Source organism: Clostridium sp. AT4, from assembly GCF_001517625.2.
Taxonomy (GTDB): domain Bacteria; phylum Bacillota; class Clostridia; order Lachnospirales; family Lachnospiraceae; genus Enterocloster.
The window spans coordinates 734,377-760,335 of record NZ_LN999828.1; the positions used below are offsets into that span (position 1 = coordinate 734,377).

The 25,959-nt window shown below is 46.6% G+C and carries 22 protein-coding genes; all 22 read left to right on the forward strand.

The window, feature by feature from the left end; all coding sequences use genetic code 11:
• Positions 1–131 precede the first annotated feature (131 nt).
• The 22 genes from BN3656_RS09730 to BN3656_RS09835 all read left to right on the forward strand — a co-directional run bounded on the left by BN3656_RS09730 (position 132) and on the right by BN3656_RS09835 (position 25,883).
• Positions 132–1,460: an AAA family ATPase gene (locus tag BN3656_RS09730; RefSeq protein WP_066547287.1), complete on the forward strand. Its 1,329-nt coding sequence runs from the start codon at positions 132–134 to the stop codon at positions 1,458–1,460.
• A 3-nt stretch (positions 1,461–1,463) separates the two neighbouring features.
• Positions 1,464–2,087 (forward strand): hypothetical protein, encoded by a 624-nt coding sequence (locus BN3656_RS09735; protein ID WP_066547291.1) that lies wholly within the window; start codon positions 1,464–1,466, stop codon positions 2,085–2,087.
• Between the two features lie 396 nt (positions 2,088–2,483).
• Positions 2,484–2,726, forward strand: a complete 243-nt coding sequence (locus BN3656_RS17100; RefSeq protein ID WP_347460928.1) for a transposase — start codon at positions 2,484–2,486, stop codon at positions 2,724–2,726.
• A 145-nt stretch (positions 2,727–2,871) separates the two neighbouring features.
• Positions 2,872–3,216, forward strand: coding sequence for an IS66 family insertion sequence element accessory protein TnpB (tnpB, locus tag BN3656_RS09745; protein ID WP_066546197.1), 345 nt, complete (start codon positions 2,872–2,874; stop codon positions 3,214–3,216).
• A 151-nt stretch (positions 3,217–3,367) separates the two neighbouring features.
• Positions 3,368–4,984, forward strand: a complete 1,617-nt coding sequence (locus BN3656_RS09750) for an IS66-like element ISRgn2 family transposase (RefSeq protein ID WP_066547293.1) — start codon at positions 3,368–3,370, stop codon at positions 4,982–4,984.
• 981 nt (positions 4,985–5,965) lie between these two features.
• Positions 5,966–6,052 (forward strand): SEC-C metal-binding domain-containing protein, encoded by an 87-nt coding sequence (locus tag BN3656_RS09755; protein ID WP_081422924.1) that lies wholly within the window; start codon positions 5,966–5,968, stop codon positions 6,050–6,052.
• 15 nt (positions 6,053–6,067) lie between these two features.
• Positions 6,068–7,186, forward strand: coding sequence for a glycoside hydrolase family 88 protein (locus BN3656_RS16855; RefSeq protein ID WP_242962980.1), 1,119 nt, complete (start codon positions 6,068–6,070; stop codon positions 7,184–7,186).
• A 112-nt stretch (positions 7,187–7,298) separates the two neighbouring features.
• Positions 7,299–8,345: an alcohol dehydrogenase gene (locus tag BN3656_RS09765; protein ID WP_066547300.1), complete on the forward strand. Its 1,047-nt coding sequence runs from the start codon at positions 7,299–7,301 to the stop codon at positions 8,343–8,345.
• A gap of 121 nt (positions 8,346–8,466) precedes the next feature.
• Entirely contained in the window at positions 8,467–9,474 is a 1,008-nt protein-coding gene (locus BN3656_RS09770; protein ID WP_066547302.1) for a deoxyguanosinetriphosphate triphosphohydrolase, read from the forward strand.
• Positions 9,475–9,498: 24 nt separating this feature from the next.
• On the forward strand, positions 9,499–11,355 hold the full coding sequence (gene dnaG, locus BN3656_RS09775) for a DNA primase (RefSeq protein WP_066547305.1): 1,857 nt from the start codon (positions 9,499–9,501) through the stop codon (positions 11,353–11,355).
• A gap of 35 nt (positions 11,356–11,390) precedes the next feature.
• On the forward strand, positions 11,391–12,125 hold the full coding sequence (locus BN3656_RS09780; RefSeq protein ID WP_066547306.1) for a class I SAM-dependent methyltransferase: 735 nt from the start codon (positions 11,391–11,393) through the stop codon (positions 12,123–12,125).
• The gene (locus tag BN3656_RS09785) at positions 12,112–12,921 is read left to right on the forward strand and encodes a Nif3-like dinuclear metal center hexameric protein (protein WP_066547308.1); all 810 of its coding nucleotides are present in this window, start codon (positions 12,112–12,114) and stop codon (positions 12,919–12,921) included. Before BN3656_RS09780 ends, BN3656_RS09785 begins: the two co-directional genes overlap by 14 nt.
• Before the next feature lie 56 nt (positions 12,922–12,977).
• On the forward strand, positions 12,978–14,630 hold the full coding sequence (locus tag BN3656_RS09790) for a nucleoside kinase (protein WP_066547315.1): 1,653 nt from the start codon (positions 12,978–12,980) through the stop codon (positions 14,628–14,630).
• A 77-nt stretch (positions 14,631–14,707) separates the two neighbouring features.
• Entirely contained in the window at positions 14,708–15,580 is an 873-nt protein-coding gene (gene lgt, locus BN3656_RS09795) for a prolipoprotein diacylglyceryl transferase (protein ID WP_066547317.1), read from the forward strand.
• Between the two features lie 264 nt (positions 15,581–15,844).
• Entirely contained in the window at positions 15,845–16,270 is a 426-nt protein-coding gene (mraZ, locus tag BN3656_RS09800; RefSeq protein ID WP_066547322.1) for a division/cell wall cluster transcriptional repressor MraZ, read from the forward strand.
• Positions 16,270–17,214 (forward strand): 16S rRNA (cytosine(1402)-N(4))-methyltransferase RsmH, encoded by a 945-nt coding sequence (rsmH, locus tag BN3656_RS09805; RefSeq protein ID WP_066547326.1) that lies wholly within the window; start codon positions 16,270–16,272, stop codon positions 17,212–17,214. The genes mraZ and rsmH overlap by 1 nt, the downstream gene beginning before the upstream one ends.
• A gap of 46 nt (positions 17,215–17,260) precedes the next feature.
• Entirely contained in the window at positions 17,261–17,782 is a 522-nt protein-coding gene (locus BN3656_RS09810; protein WP_066547336.1) for a cell division protein FtsL, read from the forward strand.
• The gene (locus tag BN3656_RS09815; protein ID WP_081422925.1) at positions 17,760–20,093 is read left to right on the forward strand and encodes a penicillin-binding protein 2; all 2,334 of its coding nucleotides are present in this window, start codon (positions 17,760–17,762) and stop codon (positions 20,091–20,093) included. The genes BN3656_RS09810 and BN3656_RS09815 overlap by 23 nt, the downstream gene beginning before the upstream one ends.
• Positions 20,094–20,156: 63 nt before the next feature.
• On the forward strand, positions 20,157–21,920 hold the full coding sequence (locus tag BN3656_RS09820; RefSeq protein WP_066547338.1) for a penicillin-binding transpeptidase domain-containing protein: 1,764 nt from the start codon (positions 20,157–20,159) through the stop codon (positions 21,918–21,920).
• A 78-nt stretch (positions 21,921–21,998) separates the two neighbouring features.
• Positions 21,999–22,967: a phospho-N-acetylmuramoyl-pentapeptide-transferase gene (gene mraY / locus BN3656_RS09825; protein ID WP_066547340.1), complete on the forward strand. Its 969-nt coding sequence runs from the start codon at positions 21,999–22,001 to the stop codon at positions 22,965–22,967.
• A 41-nt stretch (positions 22,968–23,008) separates the two neighbouring features.
• Positions 23,009–24,367, forward strand: coding sequence for a UDP-N-acetylmuramoyl-L-alanine--D-glutamate ligase (gene murD / locus BN3656_RS09830; protein WP_066547343.1), 1,359 nt, complete (start codon positions 23,009–23,011; stop codon positions 24,365–24,367).
• A 13-nt stretch (positions 24,368–24,380) separates the two neighbouring features.
• The gene (locus BN3656_RS09835; RefSeq protein WP_347460934.1) at positions 24,381–25,883 is read left to right on the forward strand and encodes an FtsW/RodA/SpoVE family cell cycle protein; all 1,503 of its coding nucleotides are present in this window, start codon (positions 24,381–24,383) and stop codon (positions 25,881–25,883) included.
• Positions 25,884–25,959 lie beyond the last annotated feature (76 nt).

The following is a 25,959-nucleotide window of genomic DNA, read 5'->3' on the forward strand; positions in this document are numbered from 1 at the left end:
TGAAAAAGAAAAGTGCATATGTTACTATTAAAATGGATATAATTCATGAGAAACAAAAGAATAATTAAAGTATAAAAAGCGTATATTTGGGGAAATATATAAGAGCAATATGTACGAGAAGGGAGACTGGAATGAATAAAAAATGGACACTCCATGTTGAAAATTTTGCAAAAATAAAAAGTGCGGATGTTACTGTTGCACCGTTGATGTGTTTTGTGGGTGATAATAATAGTGGAAAAAGTTATTTAATGAGTATATTATGGGGGATTTTAACATTAGGAAAAGATATTTTTCCCAAGAAGCCTTCAGAAGCCAGAGTATATAAACAGTGTGAAGATTGGTTAAAAGCACATATCAATACAGAGATTGAATTATCTGAGAATGATATGGAACTATATATAAATTGGTTTAATGAATTGTTAAATACTCAAAAAAAGTCTTTAGTTAGAAAGATTTTTAATTACGATGTTGAGGTTGAAAAATTAAAGATTACTAATTATGAAAGAACTAAACCTATTAAAATTGTCTGGGAAAAATCAGGATCTAGATATTCTGTAACAAACAATTATATTAAATTTCCGGAAGTAGATTTACCTAATAGGGATGAGTTGCTTCGGATGAATGCGTATATTTGTTGGAATTTATTAATGGAGGGTATTGCTGCTCCACTATATACACCAATTGTAAAGGGAAGAAGAATTGGCGAGCCAATTTATCTTCCGGCTTCGAGAACAGGCTTTATGCTTACATACTCGCAGCTGATTGAAAATTCGTTACAAATTAGTTTTTCGGCAGAATTACATGAAAATACAAGTACTCTTACACTTCCATATGTAGATTTCTTACAGCTGATAACGAAGTTTGAAATTAATAAAAAAGATAGCAAAAAGTATTCAGGCATAATTGAATATATTGAAAAAAATATGACAAAAGGAAATTTGTCAGTAAAAAAAGATATGTTACCAGTTATCCAATATCAGCCGGAGGGAAGTGATAAAGAAATTCCATTGTATGTTGCATCATCTATTGTTTCGGAAATTTCACCATTACTTTTGGTACTGAAATCCGGCATTAATTTTAAAGCAATGATTATTGAAGAACCAGAAGCTCATTTACATCCAGAGTTACAACAAAAAATGGCTAGACTGATTATTAATATGATGAATTTGGGTATACCGGTATGGATTACTACTCATAGCGATACCATTTTGCAACATATAAATAATATGATGAAATTAAAAAATCATGTACGAAGCAATGAGTTGCAGCAGGAATATGGATATAAAAAGGAAGATCTTCTTTCTAGAGAAGATATTCAAATGTATCAGTTTGTTACGGAAAATAGTGGGAAAACAAGATTGATACCATTGGAGGCAACAAAATATGGATTTGTTGTTCCAACATTTAATAATGCTCTTGAAAAAATAGTTGAGGAAGTATACGCATTTCAGGAGGACTGATAAATGATTGAAGAACGGATACAGTATGGAATTGATAATTTTTTAGAAGATAATTTTTTCCTGCCCTTTAGCAATTCCTATTGTTTAGAGGAAAAAAGTGAGACAGGAAGAAGCAAATTGCACGTAGATGTACAAGGGGATAATTTATGTAGTGAGGATTATGACCATAAAGGAAAGTGCAATTTTCTTAAGAAAAAAAGTCCATTTAAATTAAGAAGAAGTGTTGATCATGTTTTGCTTCAAAAAAAGGAAGAGAAATGGATATTGCATCTTATTGAAATGAAGAGTAAGGTTGATAACAAAAAATGGCATGAAATAAAACAAAAAATACGTGCTAGTTATTTTAATGTTCGTGCATTGGAAGGGGTATTGGGAATACATATTGATGAGATTAGGACATATACAACGTATGAGAGTACTGGATTTTGGAATACAGATAGAAGTGAAGATCCTAAAATAATGGTTGCACCTTTAGGAAAACCAATGCCACCAGCACCAGAGAAAGAATGGGAAAATAATATTATTAGCGTAGATGTTGGCGCTGTGATGAAGTTTCAACATGTTGCAGTTAAGATGCAGAGAACAGAAGAGGGAGATAAGCTAATAGGAAATTTGCGTATTTGCTGATTTGAGAATTCTCTGTACTGTTGCTTGCATAGAATGGATAATATTAAGTTTTGTGACAATAACGTTACATCCTCCCCACCCACTTTGTGACAATTATATAACGTCCTCTATACAGAAATATGCGGTTTTAAGCCATTTTCTTGGCAAAAAAGCCGCATATTTTTTGTAGCAATGACTTGACATCCTCGGGGGCACTGTGCGTGGAGGAGAGTATACCGAAATGATTTTTTTCTTTTTGTGAAAGAAAGGTAAGCGCAAAATAATTCGACGGATTGTGTTGCCCTAAAAATTATTCCATAATAATCATTAGAGAATGCAAGCATTTCACTTCATCTTCTCTTGCTAGAAATGATAGATGCGAGCATTTTATTCTATCCGATTTATGGAGGTGTGCTCATGAGAAGCAAAAGAATACCTGCCGAAAAACAATACCGTCTCATCATGGAATGCCGTCAAAGTGGATTGACAGATCATCAATGGTGTGTGGAACACGACATCAAACCGGGAACTTTTTACAACTGGGTAAAAAGGCTGCGTCAGAAAGGTTGTATGGATGCAGCTATCGTGCACCGGAAAGCCAGGAAGTTGTCAGAGTGGATTTTCATGATACTGACCCGCTCCCATATGAACAGCCATTAAATGTGATTCCAGTAACTACGGAAAGAAATAACCTTTCCGTAACAGAACCAATGAAGCTGTCTGTAGGAAGTTTTCATCTAACAATACCAAATGGAACAGATCCTCAGCTTCTGGCTCAAACACTTCGCATTGTGAAGGAGTTGGAATGTTAGGGGATATCACAGCCGCCGATGAAATCTATATCGTAACAGGCAGAACGGATATGCGGAAATCCATTGACGGGCTGTGTGCTATTGTAGAGGATCAACTCCATATGGAGCCAAGGCGAAGCGCCCTTTATCTTTTCTGTGGAAAACGTTGTGACAGGATCAAAGCTTTGCTCTGGGAATCTGACGGATTTGTGTTGCTGTATAAACGTATGGAAGTCCAGGGCAGATTCCGCTGGCCCAGAAATCAGTTGGAAGTAAAGCAACTGACCTGGCAGCAATTCGACTGGCTCATGTCCGGTCTTGAAATCGAACAACCAAAAGCATTCAAACCTACGGAATGATCGTGTAAAATCTCTATGCCAACCAACAAAAATGGAGAGCTTTCCACACCCTGTATCATATCTGCAATCCCTTATAAATACTGGGTGTCCTGCTTCTTTTTCATTGCTTTTTATGGTATAATAAGAGCAGTAAAAAAGGAGCAGAAAACATATGGCTGGTAATTCAAAAGATTCAAAAATCCTTGCGTACAAGGACATGATCAACCAACTGAATAAAACGATTTCCGCACAGACAGAACTGATCCAGTCTTTACAAAAAACATTGGAAGCAGGCCGTCTGGAAAAAGAAAATCTTCGTCAGCAGATTGAATATCTCACGAAGAAGCTCTTTGGTACTTCCAGTGAAAAACGGAAAGATATCGATGGTCAGCTGAATCTTTTTGATGAAGCCGAGCAGGAAGCAGATCCGACATGGAAACAGGAACTTCCTGATGACATCACTGTTCCGGAACATAAGCGAAAAGCACGACGGACACATGCGGATCTCTTTAAAAATATCCCTTCCTGCGACGAGATCATTTCTCTTCCGGAGGAGGAGCGAAACTGTCCAACCTGCGGAACGCAGATGGAATGTATTGGGAAAGAATTCGTCCGCCATGAATTCCGGTTTACCCCTGCCAAAGGGAAAGTAGTAAATATCTATCGTGAAACCTATAAATGCCCGGAGTGTGCCATATCAGAGGAACACCCGGATGAGCAGACATTTGTCAAAGCGCCTGTTCAGGACCCATTGATCCCGGAAAGTTATGCATCGGAATCTGTTGTAGGATGGGCAATGCACCAGAAGTACCAGAATGGTCTGCCATTAAACCGGCAAGAATCGGAATGGACGCAGCTGGGTGTCCCATTAAGCCGGGCTACGCTTGCTAACTGGATCATTTACTGTGCCGAGAATTACCTCTGTCATGTTTATGATTATTTTCACCGTCAGTTACGGATGCGTAAATATCTGATGGCAGATGAAACTCGAGTTCAGGTACTGAATGAGCCGGAGCGCAATCCTGAAACAGATTCCTGGATGTGGCTCTTCCGCAGTGGAGAAGATGGGCTTCCGCCGATCCTGCTCTATCATTACACAGAGACAAGGGCAAAGTTCCATGCAGCATCTTTCCTGAATGGGTTCCGTGGATATCTGGAGACCGACGGATACCAGGGTTATAACAATCTGCCGGATATCAAACGCTGCTCTTGCTGGGCACATGTGAGACGTTATTTCACAGATGCCATACCGAAAGGGAAGGAGTATGATTACAGCCTTCCGGCGGTGCAGGGAGTACAATTCTGCTCCAAGCTGTTTGATTGTGAGCGGTACTCAAAAGCAAAAAATCATACTGCGGAGCAGAGAAAACAGTTCCGTCTTGAAAAGGAGAAGCCGATACTGGAGGCATTCTGGAATTGGCTGGATCAACAGCGTCCAAACAAGGGAACCCGTTTGGCGAAAGCGGTGAACTATGCCCAAAATCGGAAAGACACCCTGATGACCTATCTGGAAGACGGTCATTGCAGTTTATCCAATAATCTTAGCGAGAATGCAATCAGACCATTCACTGTTGGGCGGAAAAACTGGCTGTTCAGTGCCAGTCCGAAGGGAGCTGCCTCTAGCGCTATTGTGTATACAATGGTTGAGATGGCAAAAGCGAATGACCTGAATACCTACAAATATCTGACATACCTCTTATCACAGCGACCAGACGCTAAAATGTCAGATGAACAGCTGGAACAGCTTGCCCCATGGAGCGAGACTGCGAAAGCGAACTGTCAAAACTAAACATAGAGCAAAACGCTTGCATCTATCATTTTGGTGCAAGCGTGATTCATGGGCAGCGTAGCAATATTTTGCGCTTACAAAGAAAGAATTGAATTGACCTATCTTTTACAAGTATAATATCATTATAAGCCTGTTTGTTATTTGTACTTTTATGAGAGAGGTGAAGAAAAAATGGCAAATCTTATGACAGATTAATTGCTGCCGGATATTCTGTACAGGAAGCGAAAGAAAAGATTGGCGCTGTTGTAATAGAAGAGATTTACGATGTCATGAAGGAAAATCAACCATATGATGAGCAAAGATATGCCGGTGCATTAGAAAATATGGTACGGCAGTGTATTGACTATGAAGATACACATGAAATTCTGACAGAATGGAACAAATGGGATAATCTGGTTCAGGAAGGATATGAGACCCTCGTTGATCAAAATTTCGAAAAAATGATTCCGTTATGGTGGAAAACATGGGAAATTTTTCAGAAAATTGTTAAAACGGCAGAATATAAAATAGGCATTAGTGGACTTATGGAATCTCAGGACTATGAATATCCAATAGATGCATGGCTGCAGGATATGGAAATGGAACTGGGAAATGCAGGTGAACACGAAAAGCGTGTAGAATTTTGCCGGAGAATCCTGGAAATGCTGGACTGGAGCTTTGATGATGGCAGTAATTTTAAATCCGCAATCGGGGAAGAGTTATATGCAGAAGGAAAAGCGGAACAGGGGAGAACGTGGTTTGAAGACTGGCTAAAGGAGGAACCGCATAACCAGAATGCTCTGAATGTCTGGAGCTGGTGTATTCAGGAAGAAAAAGGAGCAGAAGAAGCCTATAAAATTATTCGCAGGGAAGTTATAGGTGTCGCATGTACGTTTAAAAATGAACTCCTATTCGGGCGGGCGAAATTACTGGCAGAAAAACTGGGAAAATCAGAAGATCTGGAATGGATAAAGTCACAACTGGAGACTTTTTCAAAGGCGGTTGAAAAAGCTGATCTTATATCCAAACGATCCCTGCCCCTGCGGCAGTGGGAAAAAATACAAGAAATGCTGTGGAAGAAAACAGTAAGGGAGATTTCTTAAGATGACCGAAGAAGATATAAAAAATTTATCGAAAAAAGAATTGCAGGACATCATTTTTAAAGTACAGAAATTATTGTCAGATAAACAGAAAAAGGAATTCCAGAAGATAGTTAAAGAGGCTGGAATACAGCCTGGGAATAAGAAATCACAGGCAGCGTTAGTGAGAATGTCGGATGATTTTGTGAATGAGAAAATGATACAAATACAGAATTGGAAGGATCAGATTGATGAAGGGGAGCTTTACCTTGATACAGAAGAGTATGAAGACTACTCCAGCGGATACTGGGAAGCAGACTGGATTACAGAGTATTATGATAATCAGGGAATCGGCGATAAGATCATGTCTATGATTCGGTTTGCGGAGGATTGTGTCGATGACAGACGGTATCAGGAAGCAAATGAGATATATGAATGGCTGTGGCAAATGTCTGTTTCTACAGACAGTGAGTACGAAGACTACGTGGATCTGGAAATGCTGGAAGAAAATAATCTGATACATACAGACATGAAACATCTGGCGCTGCTGACTTTATATGCGGATTATCAGGTGCTGCCGGCAAAGGAGCGCGCTAGGGATATCTATCTATATTTTTCCAGCAGTGCATTTACAAAATTACATTTGGAAGAAATGTTCCATGTCGGAAGAGAAGAACTGGAGGAAACAGAACAGTTCTGGGAAGACTGGTTTACCCTGGGAATCTTGGATTACATTGATATGTTTGAGGGTACTATGAATGCAGGCTTAAAAACATTTATCATAGATACCTATAAGGCTCAGGTGGAGAAGCTTAAGGAGCTTCAGGATCTCAAAACCGGACTGTGGCATACGGTTCTCACAGACCCGGACAGCTATGTGGAAACCTCAGGTACTGCAGCGATTACAGCGGGGATTCTCAAGGAGATCCTCTGCGGCATACTGGATGATTCCTATCTTCCATGCGCTGTAAAGGCCATTCGGGGAATTTTAGACCGTATTGATTCAGACGGAACGGTTCTTGAAGTGTCCGGAGGCACAGGAATGGGGATGGATGCAGAACATTACAAAAATATCCTGATTGCTCCTATGACATATGGACAGTCTCTTACCATACTGGCCCTGGCAGAAGCATTGAACGTTTAAACCGGAGTTTACAGGCAGATGAATACAGGAACCCAAGGGCTTCTTGATTGCGAAAGCACAGGCAGTATGGTAAAATGAAGGCAGTTATTTCAAAATATCAGGAGGTCGTTTCATGCTTGCGTATACCTATGTGGAAAAGGGAAAATTTAAACTTCTTGACAAACCGGTTCCAAAACTTTCAGATGCAAGAGATGCGATTGTGCGTGTTACCATGTCCAGCATCTGCAGCAGTGATCTTCATATCAAGCACGGTTCTGTACCCCGGGCAGTTCCGGGAATTACAGTGGGCCATGAGATGGTGGGAATCGTGGAAGAAACAGGAAAAGATGTAACCGGGGTAAAGCCGGGAGACAGGGTAACGGTAAATGTGGAAACGTTTTGCGGAACCTGTTTTTTCTGTCAAAATGGATATGTAAACAACTGTACCGATCCAAACGGCGGCTGGGCCCTGGGATGCCGGATCGACGGCGGGCAGGCAGAATATGTGCGTGTTCCCTATGCGGATCAGGGATTAAATAAAATTCCGGATGAGGTCAGTGATGAGCAGGCTCTTTTTGTGGGGGATGTGCTGGCGACCGGCTTCTGGGCAGCCAGAATATCAGAAATTACAGAAGAAGACACCGTGCTGATCATTGGCGGCGGCCCCACAGGCATCTGTACCCTGCTGTGCGTGATGTTAAAGAAGCCGGAAAAGATTCTGCTCTGTGAACAGGATGAAGACAGACGCCGTTTTATAAAGGAGCATTATCCAGAGGTAATTATCCTTTCTCCAGAGCAGATCCGGGAAGCGGTAAAGAGAGAAAGCCGCCATGGAGGGGCCGATGTGGTTCTGGAGGTAGCAGGGACAGAGGATACCTTCCGCATGGCCTGGGAGTGTGCCCGCCCCAATGGAGTTGTAACAATAGTGGCTCTCTATGACAAGCCTCAGGTATTGCCTCTTCCTGAAATGTATGGGAAAAATCTGACCTTTAAAACCGGCGGCGTAGATGGCTGTGACTGTGAGGAAATTCTTTCGCTGATCCGGGAGGGGAAGATTGATACCACACCATTAATTACACACCGGTTTGCTCTGTCAGAGATTGACGCTGCCTATGATGTGTTTGAAAACCGCAAAGATCATGTGATCAAGGCAGCGGTAGTGCCGGACAGGCAGATGTAGGGGAAAAGCCGCGCTGTTCATTCAAATACATTTGTGATATAATAAGAGCATCGACTGCAAAAAGACGCAGCCGGTGCTTTTGTTTACAGATCAGGCAGATATAAGAGAAAAGAGGTGCGGAATGAATGTTAGAGAGTCATTAGAGGCCCTGGAGGAACAGACCTTAAGTCCATATGCTTCCTTTTCTTCCCGGACGAGAGGAAGGGATCATGCAGAACCGCTCTGTGATATACGGCCGGAGTATCAGAGAGACAGGGATCGGATCCTCCACTGTAAGGCATTCCGCAGGCTGAAGCATAAAACCCAGGTGTTTTTGGCGCCGGAGGGAGATCATTACCGCACCCGGCTGACGCATACCCTGGAGGTATCCCAGATTGCCAGAACCATTGCCAAGTCTCTGCGTCTGAATGAAAGCCTCACAGAGGCCATTGCCTTAGGACACGATCTGGGCCATACGCCCTTTGGACATTCGGGAGAAGCTGTTTTAGATCAGATCTGTGAGGACGGCTTTACCCATTACGAACAGAGCGTCCGCATCGTAGAGGTTCTGGAAAAAGATGGAAAGGGCCTTAATTTAACCTGGGAAGTCCGGGACGGGATTTTAAATCACCGGACCGCAGGCCATCCATCCACGCTGGAGGGTGCCATTGTCCGGTTGTCGGATAAGATTGCCTATATCAATCACGATATTGATGATGCGATCCGTGCCCGTATGTTTGCAGAAGAGGAGCTCCCAAAGGAGTATACGGATGTTCTTGGAAACAGTGTGCGGGAACGGTTGAACCGTATGATACGGGATCTTATTTTAAACAGTATGGATCAGCCTCAGATTATCATGTCTTCAGATATGGAGGAGGCGATGAAGGGCCTGCGCCGGTGGATGTTTGAACATGTATATAGAAATGACATTCCAAAGGCAGAAGAAAGCAAGGCCCAGGAGATGATCGCCAGACTGTATGAATATTATATGAAGCATGCGGACCGTCTTCCCATGGAGTATATTCTTTTAATGGTAAATGGGGAGAAAAAGTCCCGGGTGGTCTGCGACTATATTGCGGGAATGAGTGACATTTATGCCATTGACCGGTTTGAGGCGCTGTTTGTGCCTAAACGGTGGAATGTATACTAAAACAAGTCGGAAGGGAGAAGATGCATGTACTATCCGGATGAAGTCATAGAAGAAGTGAGAATGAAAAATGACATCGTGGATGTGATCTCAGGATATGTAAAACTGCAGAAAAAAGGAGCTAACTATTTCGGCCTGTGCCCGTTTCACAATGAAAAATCGCCTTCCTTTTCCGTTTCTCCGGGCAAGCAGATGTACTACTGCTTTGGCTGCGGGGCGGGCGGAAATGTGCTTACCTTTGTGATGGAATACGAAAACTATACCTTTCAGGAGGCGCTTACCGCTCTGGCAGACCGGGCCGGGGTCAGTCTCCCCAAGATGGAGTACAGCAAAGAGGCCAGAGAACAGGCAGAGTTTCGCTCCAGGCTCCTTGAGGTAAACAAGCTGGCTGCCAATTATTTTTATTATCAGTTGAAGCAGCCCCAGGGAAAGGCCGGATATGAGTATTTTAAGGAAAAGCGCGGGCTTACGGATGAGACCATCCTGCGCTTTGGTTTGGGCTATTCCAATAAGACCAGTGATGACCTGTACCGGTTTTTAAGGGAAAAGGGCTATGAGGACAGCTTTTTAAAGGAAACAGGCCTTGTGACCGTAGAAGAACGCGGCGGCAGGGACAAGTTCTGGAACCGTGTCATGTTTCCCATTATGGATGTAAATAACCGTGTGATCGGCTTTGGAGGCCGTGTGATGGGAGAAGGGGAGCCAAAGTATCTAAATTCTCCGGAAACCAGGCTCTTTGATAAAAGCCGCAGCCTTTACGGCTTAAATTATGCCAGGACCACCAGGGAGAAGTTTATGCTGATCTGCGAGGGTTATCTGGATGTGATCTCTTTGCATCAGGCCGGTTTTACCAATGCAGTGGCCTCTCTTGGGACTGCCTTTACCAGTCAGCATGCGGGGATTTTGAAGCGGTATACGGATCAGGTGATCTTAACCTATGACAGCGATGGAGCCGGTGTAAAAGCAGCCTTAAGAGCCATTCCTATTCTCAGGGAAGCAGGGCTTTCAGCCAGAATTTTAAATATGAGCCCCTGTAAGGATCCGGATGAATTTATCAAACAGATGGGGCCGGATGCGTTCAGAAAGCGGATTTTGGAGGCGAAAAACAGCTTCCTGTTTGAGATTGATGTGCTGAAACGGCAGTATGCGCTGGATGATCCGGAGCAGAAAACGAAGTTTTATCAGGAAACAGCCAGAAAGCTGCTCCAGTTCGGGGAACCCTTAGAGCGGGACAATTATCTTCAGGCAGTAGCCAGAGAGCATATGATTAAAGAGGATGAGCTGCGCCAGCTGGTAAACCGCATGGGTATGCAGCTTGGATTAAAGGCAGGCGACAGCTACCGAGAAGAAACGGGAGGACGGGGCTACAAAGAAACTGCACCGGATGAAGGGGCTTCCTTTAAAGGCGTGTCTGAAGGTCGGACAGGGAACGGGGATGGAACGAAATCCCGCCGCCGTCCGGAAAGAGAAGACGGTATACGCCGCTCCCAGCGTCTGCTTTTAACATGGCTGATCGAGGATCCGGCTCTGTTTGATAAGATCCGCGGAGTTATAACCGCAGATGATTTTGTGGAAGAGCTGTATCATCAGGTGGCGGTGATGGTCTTTGAAGGCCATGAGCAGGGCAGTTTAAATCCGGCTGCGATCCTCAGCCGTTTTATCAATGATGACGACCAGTACCGGGAGGTGGCGGCTCTTTTTAACGCCAGCCTGAAGGAGTCTTTAAGCAATGAGGAGCAGAAAAAAGCTTTTTCAGAAACGGTTTTAAAGGTGCGCAGACACAGTCTTGACACGGCCAGCCGCAATGCAAAGGATATCGCCCAGCTGCAGGAGATCATAAAGCAGCAGGCTGCCTTAAAGCAGATCAGCATTTCTCTGGATTAGCGCATAAAAATTATTACACGAACAGGAAAATGAATATGACGAATCATACAGCAAATTTTGTTCCCCGTCTGTCTGAGCGCCTGAAGCTGGTGGCTTCCTTTGTGCCCCAGGACAGCCGGATCGCAGACATCGGTACGGACCACGGCTTTGTTCCCATCTGTCTGGCAAAAGAAGGCCGCATAAAAAGCGCCCTTGCCATGGATGTGCGGACAGGCCCTCTGGAACGGGCGGAAGCTCACATAAAGGAGGCGGGAATTTCAGATATCCCTATAAGCACCCGTTTAAGCGACGGATTAAAAGAGTTAAAGCCCCAAGAGGCAGACACGGTGATCATCGCCGGAATGGGAGGCGAATTGGAGATAAAGATCCTGCAGGAGGGAAGGCATCTATGGAGCACGATCCGGCGTTTTATCCTTTCGCCTCAGTCAGATCTTGAAAAGGTACGCCGCTTCCTTTCAGAAGAGGGGTTTCTCATTGAAAAAGAGGCCATGCTCCGGGAGGAAGGAAAATACTATACGGTTATGAGCGTGGTGCGGGGAGCTATGGTTTATAACAGGACCATTGAATACCGCTATGGAAAATACCTTCTTGAACAGAAGGAACCCGTTTTAAAAGAATATTTAAAAAAAGAGGAGGAACGGGTTTTGGCAATCCTTGCATCGCTTTCCGCAAAAGAGGAAGGGGAGCTTACAAAAGGGCAGGAAAAAGCCAGACAGTCCCTTTTAGAAGAATTATCACAGATCAGGGAGGCAGAATATGAAGTGCAGTGACATCATAAAGATATTACAGGAAACGGCTCCGGAAAGCTGCGCCTGCGATTGGGATAATCCCGGTCTGTTAGCGGGAAGAAGCGATAAGGAGGTAAAAAAGATATACATTGCCTTGGATGCCACGGATGAGGTTGTAGATGCAGCCATTCGTGAAAAGGCGGATCTTCTTCTTACCCATCATCCCCTTATTTTCCGTCCTGTTAAGAAGGTAAATGACCAGAATTTTATTACAAGGCGGCTGGTGCGGCTGATCCAGGCAGATATTTCCCTGTATGCCATGCATACAAATTTTGACGCCGCGCCTGAGGGAATGGCAGCTCTGGCAGCAGAGCGGCTGGATATAAGGGAAATACGTCCTTTAGAGTGTATGGGGGAGATGAAAGAAAATGGAACATCCGTCCCCTACGGGATCGGGGCTGTGGGCAGCCTTTATGAGCCTATGACGGTGAACGGTCTGGCGGAGAAGGTAAAGAAAGCTTTTGATCTTCCTTTTGTGCTGGTTTACGGGCCGGGACTGATGGACAAGGAAGTGAAAAGGGCAGCTCTCTGTCCCGGCTCCGGATCAAGCGTTATTGAGCAGGCGGTTTTGGCAGGAGCCGATGTTTTGATCACCGGTGATATCGGCCATCATCCGGGAATTGACGCGGCAGCCAGGGGACTTGCCGTCATTGACGGAGGCCATTACGGGCTGGAGCATATTTTTATCCAGCATATGGCTGAGGTTCTGCGGGAAAAACTAAAAGGTGAGGCAGCGCTTGTTCTGGCAGAGCCGGCCTGGCCGTCCGTTCTTTTATAGGAAAGCGGCAGCTGCTTATAGCGGCAGCAGAAAATCAGAAGTGGGGAGGTAAGCATATGGTACGGGTGAAAATTGGAACAGACATAAGAGAATATCCTCAGGGAACGACCTGGGCGCAGGTGGCAGAAGAGTATCAGAGTGGTTTTGAACATGATATTTTGCTGGTACAGATTGGTGGAAAGCTCCAGGAACTTCACAAGGCCGTCAGGGACGGCAGTCTGCGCTTTATCACTGCAGAGGAAAAGCCGGGAATGTCTGCCTATCAGCGCAGCGCTACCCTGCTGATGCTAAAGGCCCTCTATGCAGTGGCCGGGGCAGAACGGGTGGAAAAGGTGATCGTGGATTTTTCCGTAGGAAAGGGTTTTTTCGTAGAGGCAAGAGGCGCATTTACTGTGGACGATGGTTTTTTGGAGCAGGTAAAGGCAAAAATGGAAGAATATGTAAATCGGAAAATTCCCATCCAAAAGCGCAGCGTATCCACGGATGATGCGATCGAGCTGTTTCATGATCATCATATGTATGATAAAGAGCGGCTGTTCCGTTACCGCCGTGTCTCCCGTGTGAACATGTACAGCATTGACGGCTTTGAGGATTACTATTACGGGTATATGGTGCCGGATACGGGATATCTGAAATATTTTGATTTAAAGCGGTATCAGTATGGCTTTGTCCTCCTTCTTCCGACAATGGGAAAACCAAAAGAACTGCCTGAGTTTGTACCCCAGGATAAGCTGTTTGCCACGCTGGCCGAGTCCGCCTGGTGGGGCAGGGGAACGGATCTGGAGACCGTAGGAGCTTTAAATGATACCATCGCCGCAGGAGGGATGGCTCATCTGATTTTAATTCAGGAGGCGCTTCAGGAAAAGAAGATCGCGGAGATCGCGGCGCAGATCGCGGAGAAGAAAACTGCGAAATTTGTTATGATCGCAGGCCCGTCCTCTTCTGGAAAGACCACCTTTTCCCATCGTTTGTCTATTCAGCTTGAGGCTGCCGGGCTGCGTCCCCATCCCATTGCGGTAGACAATTATTTTGTAAACCGGGCAGACAGTCCAAGGGATGCGGAGGGAAATTATGACTATGAGAGCATTAAATGCCTGGATGTAGAGCAGTTTAACCGGGATATGACGGCTCTGATGGCAGGAGAACGGGTAGAACTTCCGTATTATAATTTCAAAAAGGGCATACGGGAGTATAAGGGTGATTTTCTGCAGCTGGGAAAGGACGATATCCTTGTGATCGAGGGCATCCACTGCCTCAATGACGAGCTGTCCTATGCTCTTCCGAGAGAAAGCAAATTTAAGATTTATATCAGTGCATTAACCCAGTTAAATATTGACGAGCACAACCGGATTCCTACCACGGACGGGCGGCTGATCCGCCGCATGGTCCGGGATGCTAGGACACGGGGCTCTTCTGCCAGAGAAACCATCCGTATGTGGCCTTCTGTTCGCAGAGGAGAGGAACAGAACATTTTCCCCTATCAGGAGGAGGCGGATGCCATGTTTAACTCTGCTCTTATCTATGAACTGGCAGTATTAAAGCAGTATGTGGAGCCGCTGCTTTTTGGAATCCCAAGAGACTGTGATGAGTATGTGGAAGCAAAACGGCTGCTGAAATTTCTGGATTATTTTATCGGGGTCAGCAGTGAGGATATACCGAAAAATTCCATTCTTCGGGAATTTATCGGGGGAAGCTGTCTGGATGTATAAGGGGTACGGACAGAATATGACATCAGAGGGCAGAAAAAATACAGACTTGTAGCTCTGCCGGGAAGGAAGTATATAATATGGAAGCAATTGGAGCAGATCTCAGCTTTGTAAACCTTGGGATTACCTTTACCCACCTGCCAAACAGCATTTCCGTTTTTGGATTTCGGATTGCTTTTTACGGGGTCATCATCGGGCTTGGGATGTTAGCCGGCATGGCGGTGGCATTTTCAGATGCAAAGCGCAGAGGGCAGGATCCGGATCTCTATCTGGATTTTGCCCTTTACGCCATTGTGTTTTCCATTATAGGGGCCAGACTTTACTATGTGGCCTTTGAGTGGGACAACTATAAAAATGATCTTCTTCAGATCTTTAATCTCCGGGCCGGAGGTCTGGCAATCTACGGCGGAGTGATTGGTGCGGTAATTACGCTTATCGTATTTACCAAAGTACGCCATCAGTCCTTTTTCTCCATGGCAGATACGGGAGTTTTAGGACTGCTGACAGGACAGATCATCGGCCGGTGGGGGAATTTCTTTAACTGCGAGGCCTTTGGAGGATATACAGACAGTCTGTTTGCCATGCGCATTAAGGAAAGCATCGTAAACCCGTCCATGATCTCGCAGGAGCTGATCGACCACAGGATTGTGGAAAATGGGATATCCTATATCCAGGTACATCCCACCTTTTTATACGAATCGGTGTGGAATCTGAGCGTCCTTCTCTTTATGCTATGGTACAGAAAACGCAAGCGTTTTGACGGGGAAATGCTCTGGATCTACTTTTTGGGCTACGGCGTGGGACGTTTCTGGATCGAGGGCCTGCGGACAGATCAGCTGAAGGTTCCGGGAACCGCTCTGGCTGTGTCGCAGCTTCTTTCTGCTACTTTGGCGGGAGCGGCAGTGGGAGCTTTGACCTATCATTATAAAAAATTAAGCAAAAAAGAAATATAAAATCCATATATGGATCAAAAGAGGCAGACAGGAGGCGAAAGCCGTTGTCTGTCTCTCATTTTTTCCAGAAAATTCCTTCTCTTTTTTGAAAGAAAAACGTAAAAACTTCTTGCCAATTCCCAGTTTCTGTACTATTATGGACGTACAAGTGGTAGAAAGTGGTGCAAAGTGGTAGAGGATGGTTGTTGCGTGGATGAACGGGGGATTTGGGATTTTCCTCCGGCCGCGCTGATTTGCCATGGGATGTACAGCAGGTGATGAGCTATGTTCATGGGTGAATACAATCATACAGTTGACGCAAAGGGACGTCTGATCGTTCCGTCGCGGTTCAGGGAGCAGTTAGGGGAGGAGTTCGTGATCACGAAGGGACTCGATAACTGCCTTTTTGTGTATGATCATTCAGAATGGACCGCTCTTGAAGAGAAGCTTCGCTCCCTGCCTCTTACCAATGCTGCCGGACGTAAATTTTCACGTTTTCTTTTAGGAAGCGCTGCCACCTGTGAAGTGGACAGACAGGGAAGGATCCTGCTGCCCTCTGTTTTACGGGAATTTGCAGGCATCGAAAAGGATGCCGTGCTTGTAGGTGTTGGAAGCCGCATTGAAATCTGGAATAAGGATAAATGGGCTGAGGCCAATACCTTTGATGATATGGAAGAAATCGCAGAACATATGGAAGGCTTGGGTATTTGATGGAGGAACATGGATTTGTACATAAGTCCGTACTGTTATATGAAACAGTGGGCAGCCTGAATATAAAGCCGGGGGGCATTTATGTAGACGGCACACTGGGCGGAGGCGGCCATGCATACGAGGTATGCAAGCGTTTAGGAAGCGGCCGGCTTATTGGGATCGATCAGGATGCGGACGCTATTGAGGCGGCGGGACGCCGTCTGGCTCCATTTAAGGACAAGGTTACCATTGTCAGGAGCAATTACCGCAGCATGGCTGATGTTTTAAAGGAACTGGATATCCCGCGAGTGGACGGAATCTATCTGGATCTGGGAGTTTCTTCCTACCAGTTAGATACAGCTTCCAGGGGATTTACATACAGAGAGGACGCGCCTCTTGATATGCGGATGGATCAGAGAAAGGAAGAGACAGCCGCTGATATTGTAAATGGATACAGCGAGATGGAGCTGTTCCGCATTATCCGTGATTACGGAGAAGACCGCTTTGCCAAAAACATTGCAAAGCATATCGTAAAGGCACGGCAGGAAAAGCCGGTTGCCACTACAGGAGAGCTGTGCGAGATCATAAAGGCAGCCATTCCCGCCAAGGTGAGAGCCACAGGCGGTCATCCTGCCAAGAGAACCTTTCAGGCTATCCGCATTGAGCTGAATCATGAGCTGGATGTGCTGGAGGAGTCCATCGACGGTATGATAAGACTGTTAAATCCAGGAGGAAGACTCAGTATTATTACATTCCATTCTCTGGAAGACCGTATCGTGAAGAGCCGGTTCAGGATCAATGAGGATCCCTGTATCTGCCCTCCCGATTTTCCGGTCTGTGTCTGCGGAAGGAAAAGCAGGGGCAGGGTGATTACGCGAAAGCCCATCCTTCCTTCAGAGGAGGAATTGGAGGAAAACAGCCGCTCAAAGAGTGCGAAGCTGAGAGTGTTTGAACGGGGAGAGTGAGAAGAAAATCAGGCAGGACAGAAGATTATGAAGGGAGGAATCAGCCATGGCCCAGAGAATGGGAAGACCCACAGGCAGAAGTGGGGCGTACAACAGAAGAAATACCCGTGATATGGCTTATATCGGGGGTACAGCCGCACCAAAGCTGGAACCGGAGTACAGACCGGAAAGAAAAGCTCCGGTCAGACGGAAAAAGACAGGGCTGCATCAAAATCAGCAGCTGCGCCGTAACCGGGAGAGAGCCATGGCTATGGATCTGCCCTATGTATTTCTTTTGGCAGCTGCCTGTATCTGTACATTATATATTTGTGTCAGCTATCTGCACCTGCAGTCCGGAATTACAGCCAGAATGCACAATATTGAACATCTGGAAGCGCAGCTTGAGAAAATGAAAACGGAAAATGACGCGCTGGAAACGAGCATCAACAGCAGCATTGATCTGAATAAAATCTATGAGATTGCAACCAAGGAGCTGGGCATGGTTTATGCCAGGAGAGATCAGGTGCTCTTATATGATAAGACAGAAAGCGAGTATGTAAGACAGTATGAAGACATCCCGGAACACTAGGCCGTCCCCTTATGGGGATCGGTCTGAGGGCCGTAAAAGGGGATCGAAAAGCGGCCATTCTAAAAGAGTATTTACAGAGCATATGAGGGGGAAGCTGGCAATCACGGCAATCGTGATCACGCTGGCTTTATTTGCACTTATATGGGTATTGTATGGAATTATAAAGGAAAATAACGATCAGTACAGCAAGATCGTTTTAAGCCAGAGGCAGCAGGAATTTTCCAGCCGGATCCTTTCGTACAGACGGGGGGATATTGTAGACCGCAATGGAACGCTGCTTGCTACCAGTGAAAAGGTGTATAACCTGATCCTGGATCCCCAGCAGATCATGAAAAAGCCGGAATACTATTTAGAGCCGACCATTCAGGCTCTGGTGGACTGCTTCGGTTTTGATTCCGGGGAAATCCGCAGCCTGATCCAGGAAAAGAGCGACCGGGCATATGTTCCTTATAAAAAGGGCAAACAGTTAAGCTATGATCAGAAGGTAGCCTTTGAAACCATGCGCAAAGAGCGCAATGCCGCCTATTATGCAAGTGAGGATGAGAGCCAGTCACGCTTAAGGATCATGGGTGTGTGGTTTGAGGATCAGTACCGGAGAGTATATCCCTACGGTTCAGCCGCCTGCAGTGTGATCGGTTTTTCCAGTGCGGACGGCACGGTGGGAACGGGCGGGATCGAGCAGTTTTACAATGAAGATCTGATGGGAGTAAACGGCCGTGAATACGGCTATCTGGATGAGGAAAATAATCTGGAAGGCGTGTTAAAAGAGCCGACAAACGGAAAAACCGTTGTTTCCACCATTGATCTGAATATCCAGAACATCCTCCAGAAGTATATTGATGAATGGCAGACTACTGTGGGAAGCCATGTGACGGCTGCCATTGCCATGAATCCCAAAAACGGAGAGATCCTGGGAATGGCAACCAGCAATAAATTTGATCTGAATGACCCCAGAAAGATCGAGGGCTATAGTGATGACCAGCTTTATGAGCTTGGGAAAAAGGATGCGGTTTCTGTATACAAAAGGGAGCATCCGGATACAACCCTGACCCAGGAGCAGATGATCGCGGATACGAAACGGGAGGATGTGATCTCCTATGGACGTCAGGTGGTCTGGAACCAGATCTGGAGAAATTTCTGTGTCAGTGATACCTATGAACCCGGTTCTCCGTCCAAGATCCTTACTGTAGCGTCAGGACTGGAGGAAGGCGTTTTAAAAGGAAATGAATATTTTGACTGTGAAGGTCTTTTAAATGTGGGCGGCTGGCCCATTAAGTGTACGGCTTATGTAAAAGGCGGCCATGGCTCCTTAAGCCTTCAGGAGTCCATCATGCAGTCCTGCAATGTAGCTATGATGCGGATCGGCGCCATGATGGGAAAGGATATTTTCACAAAGTACCAGGCCATTTTTGGAATGGGGCAGAAAACAGGAGTAGATCTTCCCGGTGAGGCGGATGGCGCAGGCCTGATCTACAGCGCGGAAAATATGGGGCCGACGGAGCTTGCCACCAATGCCTTCGGACAGAATTACAACTGTACCATGATCCAGATGGCTGCCGCACTCTGTTCTGTCATCAATGGAGGCTCCTATTATGAGCCCCATGTTATGCGCCAGATCATGAATGAGCAGGGTTCCGTGGTAGAGACAAAGGATCCGGTTCTGGTTCGTGAGACCGTATCCTCTTCCACTTCGGAATTTCTGAAAGAGGCCATGTTTCAGACCGTGGAAAATGGTACGGGAGGAGCTGCAAAAGTAGCGGGTTATCACGTTGGAGGAAAGACGGGAACCGCAGAAAAGCAGCCACGTTCGGCTAAAAATTATCTGTTGTCTTTCGCAGGCTTTGCTCCTGCAGAGGATCCGCAGCTTTTTGTCTATGTTGTGGTGGATGTACCCAATTATCCTCCGGGTCCCCAGCAGGCTCACAGCTCCTTTGCCAGCGGCATTTTCGCCAAAATTATGGCAGAGGCCCTTCCATATATGAATGTATTTCCTGAAGCGGGCGCTGAGGAGGAACAGGCTGGCGATACGGCGGCGGACGAGGGTATCAATGAGCCTTCCGGATCGGAAGGCGAAGAAACAGAGCCGGAGACTGAAACACAGGAAACAGAAAAGGTATATGAAACAGACGAAACCATAGGAGACGGCTATGAAAGCGGCCTTCCCGATGGGGTACCGGCAGATCCAAACGCACCTTCCCTGTCGTTAGAGGAAACATCGGATGGATGGAAGAAAAAGAAAGAGAGCCAGTCAGAAGAGAAGGAAGACCTGGAAGGCACTGCTGGTGAAACAAAAGCTTCCTCTGAAGCCTGATGGGAATAAAATCCCCCGGGAATCCGTATATTTAATATCAATGGCGGATGGGGAAGTTATCAAATGAATCCAAATTTGACAAAGCATAGAAAAAACATAGCCGTCCTGGGCCTGCTCATTGCTGTAGCGATGACCGGACTTTTAGGGCGGCTTGGTTTTCTTATGCTGGTCCGGGCGGATCACTATGGTGAGATGGCCCGGGATCTTCATGAAAGAGAGCGTACCATCAAGGCGGCCAGAGGACGGATTCTGGATGCAGGGGGAAATGTGATCGCAGATAACAGGACGGTTTGTACTATTTCCGTGATCTATAATCAGGTCACGGATCGGGAAGAGGTGATCCGCTCCCTTTGCAGCATATTGGAGCTTTCAGAGGAGCCGGTCCGAAAAAAGGTAGAAAAACGCAGTTCCAGGGAGATCATAAAGACAAATGTGGATAAGGAAACCGGAGATAAGATACGGGCATTAAAGCTGGATGGAGTAAAAGTGGATGAGGACTATAAACGGTATTATCCCATGGGCAGTCTGGCTTCCAAGGTTTTGGGCTTTACTGGAGGAGACAATCAGGGGATTATCGGCCTGGAGGTTATGTATGAAAAGTATTTAAAGGGAAAAAACGGAGTGATTCTTACGCTGACAGATGCAAGGGGAGTGGAGCTTGACAAAGCAGCAGAAGACAGGATCGAACCGGTGGCGGGAAATGATCTTCAGATCAGCCTGGACGTAAATATCCAGCTGTACGCCCAGCAGCTTGCCTATCAGGTTATGGAACAAAAAAATGCGAAAAAAGTTTCTGTGATCGTGATGGATCCCCGGAACGGCGAGCTTCTTGCAATGGTCAATGCGCCGGAATTTGACTTAAATGATCCTTTTACGCCGGATCAGAATTTAAAAAGCCAGAGCCTTAAGGAAGAGGCGGCGGCCCGGTCGCAGACCATGGGGCTCCAGGACCGGCTGAATGCCATGTGGAGAAATACCTGCATCAATGATACATATGAGCCGGGCTCTACCTTTAAGATCATCACAGCGGCAGCCGGTCTGGAGGCGGGGACAGTAACGCTTGAGGATACCTTCAGCTGTCCGGGCTTTCGCGTAGTGGAAGACCGGAGGATCCGGTGCCATAAGGCAGGAGGCCATGGAACAGAAACTTTTCTTCAGGGAGCAATGAATTCCTGCAATCCTGTGTTTATTGATGTGGGACAGCGGCTGGGAGTGGACCGGTACTATAAGTATTTTACCCAGTTTGGTCTTAAGGGAAAAACAGGGATCGATCTTCCGGGAGAGGCAGCCACGATCATGCATAAAAAGGAGAAAATGGGTGCTGTGGAATTAGCTACCGTATCCTTCGGACAGTCCTTTCAGATCACACCCATTCAGCTTATTACGACAGCGGCTTCCATTGTAAACGGCGGACGCCGGGTTACGCCTCATTTTGGCGTAAGGGTGATCCGCTCGGATGGAGGTGCTGTAAAGGAACTTTCTTATCCTCAGGGAAAGCAGATCCTGTCTTCTGAGACCAGCGCTTCCATGCGGTATGTATTAGAACAGGTTGTGGCAGAGGGAAGCGGCAAACGGGCGGCGTTAGAGGGGTTCCGCATTGGAGGAAAGACAGCTACCTCAGAGAAACTTCCAAGAAGCCTCAAAAAATATATTTCCTCTTTTCTTGGCTTTGCCCCGGCGGACGATCCCAGGGTAATGGCCCTGATCACCATTGACGAACCCCAGGGAATCTATTACGGAGGAACCATTGCGGCTCCCGTGATCGGAGAATTATTTAAAAATATTCTTCCATATATGGGAATCCGGCCGGAGCCGAAAGCTGGTTGATTATTCTCCGAAAAAGACGTATACTATTATTGCTGTCCGGCGTTTGCCGGCAGAATACATATGAGATTGAGGTGCCCTATGATTCATGAGACGATATTAGCGATTATTATTGCATTTGCCATCAGCGCCCTGCTGTGTCCGATTATCATTCCCTTTCTTCACAAGCTGAAATTCGGCCAGCAGGTCCGGGATGACGGGCCTCAGAGCCATTTAAAAAAGCAGGGAACTCCTACCATGGGAGGACTGATCATTTTATCCAGCATTATTATCACATCCCTGTTTTATATTCCTTCTTATCCGAAGATCATTCCGGTGCTTTTTATGACGGCCGGTTTTGGGATCATCGGCTTTCTGGACGATTATATCAAGATCATCCTGAAGCGTTCGGAAGGATTGACTCCGCTCCAGAAGCTGGCAGGACAGATCGTGATCACAGGCATTTTTGCCTGGTATGTGCTTAACAGCGGCGAGGTGGGAACCGATATGCTCATTCCCTTTACAGGCGGGTTTGAGGATGGAAAATTCCTTTCTCTGGGTATCCTGTTTGTTCCGGCTCTGTTTTTTGTAACGCTGGGAACGGATAACGGTGTGAATTTTACCGATGGACTGGACGGTCTGTGCACCAGCGTAACCATACTTGTAGCGACTTTTTTAACCATTGTGGCCATTGGGGAGGATATGGGGATCAGCCCCATTACAGGAGCTGTGGTGGGAAGCCTTCTGGGTTTTCTGCTTTTTAATGTATATCCGGCAAAGGTGTTCATGGGAGACACTGGGTCTCTGGCGCTGGGGGGCTTTGTGGCTTCTGCAGCATATATGATGCGTCTGCCTCTGTTTATTCCCATAATCGGTCTGATCTATCTGGTAGAGGTTCTGTCTGTTATTATTCAGGTAACGTATTTTAAAAAGACAGGGGGAAAGAGAATCTTTAAAATGGCACCCATCCATCATCACTTTGAACTGTGCGGATGGTCTGAAACAAGGGTTGTAGCCGTATTTTCCATTGTTACGGCCATTTTATGCATGGTCGCTTATCTGGGACTGTAAGAGCGCCGGCAGCTTAGGCAAAGAAGGAGGTTTAACCACGAATGGATCAAAGTCAGAGAGTATTAGTTGCGGGAACCGGCAAAAGCGGCATTGCTGCGGCAAAGCTGATTCTTAACCGGGGAGGAGAGGTAGTTCTCTATGATGGGAATACAGCTCTGGATGAAAAAGAGATCAAGGCCCGGTTTGAAGAGGGCGCTAAGGTAAACGTTGTTTTAGGGGAGATCAAGCGCTCCGACCTTCTTGGGGTGGAGCTGTGCATTATCAGTCCGGGAATTCCTCTTACAAGTCCTTTTGTGGCAGTAGTAGATGAGGCCAGGATCCCAATCCTTGGAGAAGTCGAACTAGCCTATCAGTGCAGCGCAGGAAAGCTGGCTGCCATTACGGGAACAAACGGAAAGACGACCACCACAGCTTTGACGGGAGCGATGGTAAGGAAAAAATATGAGGAAACTTTTGTAGTGGGAAATATCGGCGAACCTTTTACTGCAAAAGCAGCAGAAATGACAGAGGATTCGGTTGCCGTAGCTGAGATCAGCAGCTTTCAGCTGGAAACCATTATGGATTTTAAGCCCAATGTAAGCGTTATTTTAAATATTACGCCTGATCATCTGGATCGTCACGGAACCATGGAAACGTATACTCAGATCAAAGAGTGCATCACCATGAACCAGACGGAGGAGGATACGGTTGTCCTGAATTTTGACGATCCCATTTTAAAGGAATTTGGTAAAAAAGAGGGGCTGAAGCCAAAGGTAATCTGGTTTTCGTCAAAAGAGAGCTTAAAGGACGGATTTTTCCTGAAAGGAGAAGAAATCATATATGCAAAGGCCGGAAAAGAAACGGTTCTTTTAAATGTGAAGGAGCTTCAGCTTTTAGGCCAGCATAACTATGAAAATGTGATGGCTGCCGCTGCTGCTGCCATGACCCTTGGCATATCCCTTGAGGCGATTGGAGAAGCGGCCAGGGAGTTTAAGCCGGTCGAGCATCGGATCGAGTTTGTGCGGGAACGCACCGGGGTCCGCTATTATAATGATTCCAAGGGAACGAATCCGGAGGCTGCCATCCGGGCTCTTAAGGCTATGCCGGGGCCGGTGCTCCTGATCGCAGGAGGGTATGACAAACACAGTGATTACAGTGACTGGGCCAAGGAATTTTCCGGCAGGGTAAAGTATCTGGTGCTGATCGGACAGACCAGGGATCGGATTGCGGCCTGTGCCAGGGAGCACGGCTTTACAGATGTTATGTATGCGGAGGATCTTCAGGAGGCAGTGCAGGTCTGCGCTGTTTATGCTGATTCCGGAGACTGTGTGCTTTTAAGCCCGGCCTGTGCCAGCTGGGGGATGTTTAAGGATTTTGAGGAACGGGGGCGCGTCTTTAAGGAATGCGTGATGGCTCTGTAGGAGGTAGAAAGGAATGGCTGGAAATAAGCGCCGGGCAGCGAGGCCGGAAGGAATGACGGGAGCAGCGGCGGCCAGAGTGCCGGCGCGGTATGATGCAGCCCCGGTGAGAGACGTCCGGTCTGCGCAAAGACCCGGAGGCAGTAAAAAGAGAAAGACAGGGACCGGCAGTCGTACGGTGCAGAGGACTTCCCGGAACAGCCGGTATGAGCAGGATGAAAGAAGGCGTCAGAGCGGACGTTCCCCTCAGGCCCAGAGGGTGCAGAGAGAGCCCCGCCAGGGACAGGGTCAGAGAATGCAGCAGGGCAGCAGGACGCAGGCGGCCCGTGCAGCGTATGAGTATGGGAATCAGAAGCAGGCTTATGAGGCAGGAACGGTTCCAAAAAAGAAAAGGGAACGCAGCTTTTACGATCTGAGCCTGGTGGTGATCATTATTGTCCTCACCGTTTTCGGACTGGTAATGATCTACAGCGCCAGTTCCTATACGGCCCAGCTGAATGATGACCTGAATAATAACAGCGCCTATTTTATGCAGCGCCAGGGTGGAATCGCCCTGGGAGGCTTTATCTTTATGCTGATCATTTCCAAGATGGACTATCACTGGCTCTACCGGCTGGCCGTGCCGTCCTATATATTGTCTCATATTCTTATGGTTATTGTAACCTTGGTGGGACGGGAGGTAAACGGAAAAAAAAGATGGCTGGATATAGGCCCCATCGGATTTCAGCCTTCTGAGTTTGCAAAAATTGCGTTGATCATCATGCTGGCAGCAGTGATTACGAAGCTGGGAGGAAAAATTAACCAGTGGGCCGTTATGGGAAAGGTATTTTTGCTGGCGGTTGCCATTGGCGCGATCGTAGCGGCAAATAACCTGAGTACAGGTATTATCCTGGTGGGAATCGGCTTTGTTATGCTGTTTGTAGCCTGTAAGGTGAAGTGGCCCTTTTTCATGGCCGGAGGAGGGGCGCTGGGTATCCTTATGACCGCCGGGCCTCTGGGTAAATTCCTTTTAAATATCCATGTTCTTAAGCCGTATCAGTATAACCGGATCGAGGCATGGCTGAATCCGGAGCTGGATCCGGAGGGAAAGAGCTTCCAGATCCTTCAGGGACTTTATGCTATTGGCTCCGGAGGCCTGATGGGGCAGGGACTGGGCGAAAGTATCCAGAAGCTGGGATTCCTTCCTGAATCACAGAATGATATGATTTTTGCCATCATCTGTGAGGAACTGGGACTTTTTGGAGCCATTGCGGTTATCATGCTGTTCCTTCTGATGATTTACCGGTTCGTGATGATCGCCAATGATGCGCCGGATCTGTTTGGCGCTCTTTTGGTTGTGGGAGTGATGGCCCATATTGCCATTCAGGTTATTTTAAATATTGCCGTAGTAACCAATACGATCCCCAATACGGGAATTACCCTTCCCTTTATCAGCTATGGAGGGACGTCTGTGCTGTTTCTTATGGTAGAAATGGGGATCGTGCTCAGTGTATCCAATCAGATACGGGCAGCCGTATAGGTGCGGCAGCGAACAAAACATAAATGCACAAACAGCGGATGAAGGGCATATACTTTCGTATAGTATAATTGCTGCG

Excerpts from the sequence above, each read along its gene's own strand:
- BN3656_RS09730 (WP_066547287.1), top strand. The coding sequence starts at position 132 with ATGAATAAAAAATGGACACTCCATGTTGAAAATTTTGCAAAAATAAAA.
- BN3656_RS09735 (WP_066547291.1), top strand. The coding sequence starts at position 1,464 with ATGATTGAAGAACGGATACAGTATGGAATTGATAATTTTTTAGAAGAT.
- BN3656_RS17100 (WP_347460928.1), top strand. The coding sequence starts at position 2,484 with ATGAGAAGCAAAAGAATACCTGCCGAAAAACAATACCGTCTCATCATG.
- tnpB (WP_066546197.1), top strand. The coding sequence starts at position 2,872 with ATGTTAGGGGATATCACAGCCGCCGATGAAATCTATATCGTAACAGGC.
- BN3656_RS09750 (WP_066547293.1), top strand. The coding sequence starts at position 3,368 with ATGGCTGGTAATTCAAAAGATTCAAAAATCCTTGCGTACAAGGACATG.
- BN3656_RS16855 (WP_242962980.1), top strand. The coding sequence starts at position 6,068 with ATGACCGAAGAAGATATAAAAAATTTATCGAAAAAAGAATTGCAGGAC.
- BN3656_RS09765 (WP_066547300.1), top strand. The coding sequence starts at position 7,299 with ATGCTTGCGTATACCTATGTGGAAAAGGGAAAATTTAAACTTCTTGAC.
- BN3656_RS09770 (WP_066547302.1), top strand. The coding sequence starts at position 8,467 with ATGAATGTTAGAGAGTCATTAGAGGCCCTGGAGGAACAGACCTTAAGT.
- dnaG (WP_066547305.1), top strand. The coding sequence starts at position 9,499 with ATGTACTATCCGGATGAAGTCATAGAAGAAGTGAGAATGAAAAATGAC.
- BN3656_RS09780 (WP_066547306.1), top strand. The coding sequence starts at position 11,391 with ATGACGAATCATACAGCAAATTTTGTTCCCCGTCTGTCTGAGCGCCTG.
- BN3656_RS09785 (WP_066547308.1), top strand. The coding sequence starts at position 12,112 with ATGAAGTGCAGTGACATCATAAAGATATTACAGGAAACGGCTCCGGAA.
- BN3656_RS09790 (WP_066547315.1), top strand. The coding sequence starts at position 12,978 with ATGGTACGGGTGAAAATTGGAACAGACATAAGAGAATATCCTCAGGGA.
- lgt (WP_066547317.1), top strand. The coding sequence starts at position 14,708 with ATGGAAGCAATTGGAGCAGATCTCAGCTTTGTAAACCTTGGGATTACC.
- mraZ (WP_066547322.1), top strand. The coding sequence starts at position 15,845 with ATGTTCATGGGTGAATACAATCATACAGTTGACGCAAAGGGACGTCTG.
- rsmH (WP_066547326.1), top strand. The coding sequence starts at position 16,270 with ATGGAGGAACATGGATTTGTACATAAGTCCGTACTGTTATATGAAACA.
- BN3656_RS09810 (WP_066547336.1), top strand. The coding sequence starts at position 17,261 with ATGGCCCAGAGAATGGGAAGACCCACAGGCAGAAGTGGGGCGTACAAC.
- BN3656_RS09815 (WP_081422925.1), top strand. The coding sequence starts at position 17,760 with ATGAAGACATCCCGGAACACTAGGCCGTCCCCTTATGGGGATCGGTCT.
- BN3656_RS09820 (WP_066547338.1), top strand. The coding sequence starts at position 20,157 with ATGAATCCAAATTTGACAAAGCATAGAAAAAACATAGCCGTCCTGGGC.
- mraY (WP_066547340.1), top strand. The coding sequence starts at position 21,999 with ATGATTCATGAGACGATATTAGCGATTATTATTGCATTTGCCATCAGC.
- murD (WP_066547343.1), top strand. The coding sequence starts at position 23,009 with ATGGATCAAAGTCAGAGAGTATTAGTTGCGGGAACCGGCAAAAGCGGC.
- BN3656_RS09835 (WP_347460934.1), top strand. The coding sequence starts at position 24,381 with ATGGCTGGAAATAAGCGCCGGGCAGCGAGGCCGGAAGGAATGACGGGA.